This window comes from Mycobacterium sp., assembly GCF_035697385.1.
Classification (GTDB): domain Bacteria; phylum Actinomycetota; class Actinomycetes; order Mycobacteriales; family Mycobacteriaceae; genus Mycobacterium.
In genome coordinates, this window is the sequence record NZ_DASSCY010000123.1 from 1 (window position 1) to 3,332 (window position 3,332).

At 63.8% G+C, this 3,332-nt stretch carries 4 protein-coding genes; all 4 read right to left on the minus strand.

Going from position 1 to position 3,332, the window contains the following annotated elements; genetic code table 11:
* The coding region (locus tag VFH65_RS10655; protein WP_353321300.1) for a hypothetical protein at positions 1-697 on the minus strand (697 nt) is incomplete at its 3' end.
* Between the two features lie 35 nt (positions 698-732).
* A complete protein-coding gene (locus VFH65_RS10660) occupies positions 733-954 on the minus strand; it encodes a hypothetical protein (protein WP_353321301.1) in 222 nt (73 codons plus the stop codon).
* Positions 951-2,195, minus strand: a complete 1,245-nt coding sequence (locus VFH65_RS10665) for a hypothetical protein (RefSeq protein WP_353321302.1) — start codon at positions 2,193-2,195, stop codon at positions 951-953. The genes VFH65_RS10660 and VFH65_RS10665 overlap by 4 nt, the downstream gene beginning before the upstream one ends.
* Positions 2,195-3,332: ATP-grasp domain-containing protein (locus VFH65_RS10670; RefSeq protein ID WP_353321303.1), on the minus strand; the 1,138-nt coding region annotated here is incomplete at its 5' end. The genes VFH65_RS10670 and VFH65_RS10665, both read right to left, overlap by 1 nt.

Below are 3,332 nucleotides of genomic sequence, written 5' to 3' on the forward strand. Positions count from 1 at the left end.
GCGTTTGGTAGAGATCCTGAGTCCAGGCGTCCATCATCGCGTCGGCGTCGCCGTGCACAGGGTTATTCGAAACCTGCAATCCCAGACCTTCAATTTCTTTAGTGCACCACCGTATTAGAGATCCGTCAGCGCCGATCTCCTGTGCAAGAAGAACCCTCTCGTCGGACTTCAGCTTGTCACTGAACGCCTCCATACTGTTCTTCACACGAAAGAAGGGAACAGTTTCATCAAATCCCCGACAGAGCTCTAAGAGTTCCTTTCGGGCCTGGCCGAGCAGCGATGTCGGCGTCGTCTCGTCTTGCTCAGCTGTCGAGCTGGTCTGCGGCTCTTCGTCAATCTCACGGCGACTCTCAGGTTTCTCGCCGCTCGGCACTTCGGTGACTTGACGACGCTCATCATCGACGTATTCCGCCAGCTCGCGGTACTTGACGCGCAGCTCATCAAGCTCCGCCGTCGCCGCCTCGGCCCTTTCGCGCCACCATTTGAGGTGGTACTCCACTACCTTCGCCTCACAGTCAGGGCACACCGCGACTGGACGGCTTGTCGGGTCTAGCGCCGCCGGATTCTCCAACGCTGCTCCGCAGAACGCCTGGTCGTCACGGCGGTTCAGGTAGTCCCCGTGGTGCACCACCGAAGTGGATGTCTCGAGCACGTAGCTGTGGGGTGGTTCCACATAGTAAAAGTAGCCGACCGGCACTGACGCTTGGTCAGTTCTGGTAAACGACCGGCGGCTCAACGCAATTCGGTCAGCTGACTCGGCTCACGAATGCGCACTACTTCCGTGAAGAGCGCGACGACTGCAAACTGGGCTGCCCCGAGGACCAGGAGCGGCCAGACCGCCCCGGCCGCAACGATGACGGATCGTGGACGCGACTGATGGCGAGTGATCAACGCCAGGCCGACCGACGTGATGATCCAGCCGATCAGGTAGCTGTACAGAACGGTGTTGGTCACTTCGGGACTCCTCGGTCAATGGGTGAACCGACATCTACAGCGGTTGCCTTCTCGCGGCTGGCGACGCCCACGTTCACAAACACGACCACCACCAGTACGGCAACCACAACTCCGTAGGCCGCCGCGAGATCCACGTCGACCATGTGTCCGACCACCGGCAGGGTCATCGCCGTCGTGAGACCGATTACCGCCTGCCGCAGCGCACCGACTTTGCCGATCGTCGATGCCTTGGCCCAGGCTTGGAGAATGCTCACTTGCTGGCTCGACGACACCGCGACGCCGAGCCCAAGGAGGACCGCGCCGAATGGCACACCCGCCTGCCCGACGGTGCCGCCCGATTCGATCGCGAGCGCGATAGCCGCGAATCCCGCAATCTGTATCGCGAAGCCAGAGGTAACGGCCTGCCTGGTCGACAACGACGAGCACCGCGCCCACAAAACCGGGGCCACCACCGCGCCGGCCGCAAAACAGACGTCCAGAATTCCCAGCCAGCTCTCATTTCCATAGAGCCGGTGGACAAGTGGAGCCAGCGCCACATTGAACGCGGCGATCGTCAGAAAGTCGACGCCCAGAAGCAGCAATGACAGGACCGACTGGGTACTACTGACCGCCTCACGCAGTACAGAGCTCCACCCCGTGTCGTCGGTCGCGCCGTCGTCGTCGAGCGTCGTCGAGATCGTCGAACGCGCCGACGCCAGCGCATATGCCGCCAGGGCGTACGAGGCGGCGGCGGCCAGAAATGCCCACTTCGGCCCTGCGGCCCAAAGGAATCCGCCAGCAACCGCACCACCGATGATCTGGCCGGCCTGAACAGAAACCGTCCACCGCATGTTGTACCGGGGGAGTTCGGCGGGATCCAGGGATCGCGGCCCGACCGCGAAGATTCCCGCTCGATAGAACGGGCGGGCGAGGTTTATGACGAGGCCGATCGCGATACCGGCCACGACCAACAAGCCCATGGGCGCGACGAGATACGCGACTAACGAGAGAGCGGGAATGATGGACGCGACTGCACACAGCACAGCGGGGTTTATGCGGTCGGCCATGCTCCCGGCAAGAGCCCCCAAGATCACTGGCACGACGTACTCGATCACGACGATGCCGGTGAAGGCCGACACCGATCCCGACTTCTCGAACAGCGCTTGCCCGAGCGTGATGGTGTAGCAGCCTGACGCCAGGTTGAACAACGTGGACCCGGCGAGCAGGCGCAGGCCGGGCCACCGAGGAAACAACGAAGCCATTACACCGGCTCCACGACTGGTTGGGGCGTCAGTGCAGCGGCGCGCGCCCGTTTGTACGCATTCGTCGGGTCGGCCGCATGGGCGAGCGCGCACACGGATCGTCCATAGCTGGACGTGACCTTCGGCGAAACCCGCTCTCCCACATTGAGGAGGGTGGTCACGGCTTCCACGCCGGGCATCGCGCGTGCCTCCTCGACACGGTCCCATTCCAAAATGACGCCGGTCTCGACCGGGAACGCGAACTGGCTACTTGCGAAGCCGAGATTGATCGCCGCCGGAATCGCGTCGAGACCCTCGAGAACGTCCCGCACATAGAGCTCTGGGAGATCCAGGCCGGTGGCCAACCGCACGAGGTCGAGAATGTTGTCGCCCCCGCCGCGAAGGTGAGTCTCGACCACGTGCGCCGCGCCGTCGTTATCGACGATCACCTCGGTGTGCAACAGTCCTCGGTCGATGCCCAACGCGTCAAGGCATTTGGTCGCGGTGGCCACGATGCGCGCCCGCTCGTCGGCGCCGAGCGGGGCCGGGTGCAAGTGTCCGGATTCGACCGCGCCGCTGGTGGTCTTGGCTGTGACGCCGTGCCAGGCGTCGCCGGATCGCACGATGAGCGACTCGACGCTGAATTCCCGGCCTAGCTTTCGCTCTTCGACTAGGTATCCTTCGACCTCGCCGGGATGGTCGTCCAGCCACGTTTGTAGCTCGACCGCGCAACGGTGGAACGTCACGCCCCTGCTGGCCCGGCCATCGACCGGCTTCAGCACGATCTCCGACGTCGGGGCCGCTCCCGACCACTCGACCCCGCCGCCGACAACCACACCGTGGGCCACGGACCCGAGCCCGGCCTCGTCGAGGCGGGCCCGCATGGCGGACTTGTTGACCGTGCGGTGCGCGACCTCGGGAGTGGGGAAGGACAGCCCCAGTTTCTGGGCTAGGAGTGCGCCAAGTTCGACGGCCTCGTCATGGAGGCACAGCATGCCGTCGAATCTCGTTTCGGCGAGAGCCTCCGTGATTTCGTCCGTCAGGGCGACACGATCGCTGTGCTGGTGATCTGAGATGTCGACGATCCGCGCATAGGCATCTGGTGCGAGCATCGTTTGCGCCGCGTCCGTCTTGACCAGCGTCAGTTCGGCGCCGAAT

Coding starts and splice junctions, on each gene's coding strand:
- VFH65_RS10665 (WP_353321302.1), bottom strand. CDS start 2,195: ATGGCTTCGTTGTTTCCTCGGTGGCCCGGCCTGCGCCTGCTCGCCGGG.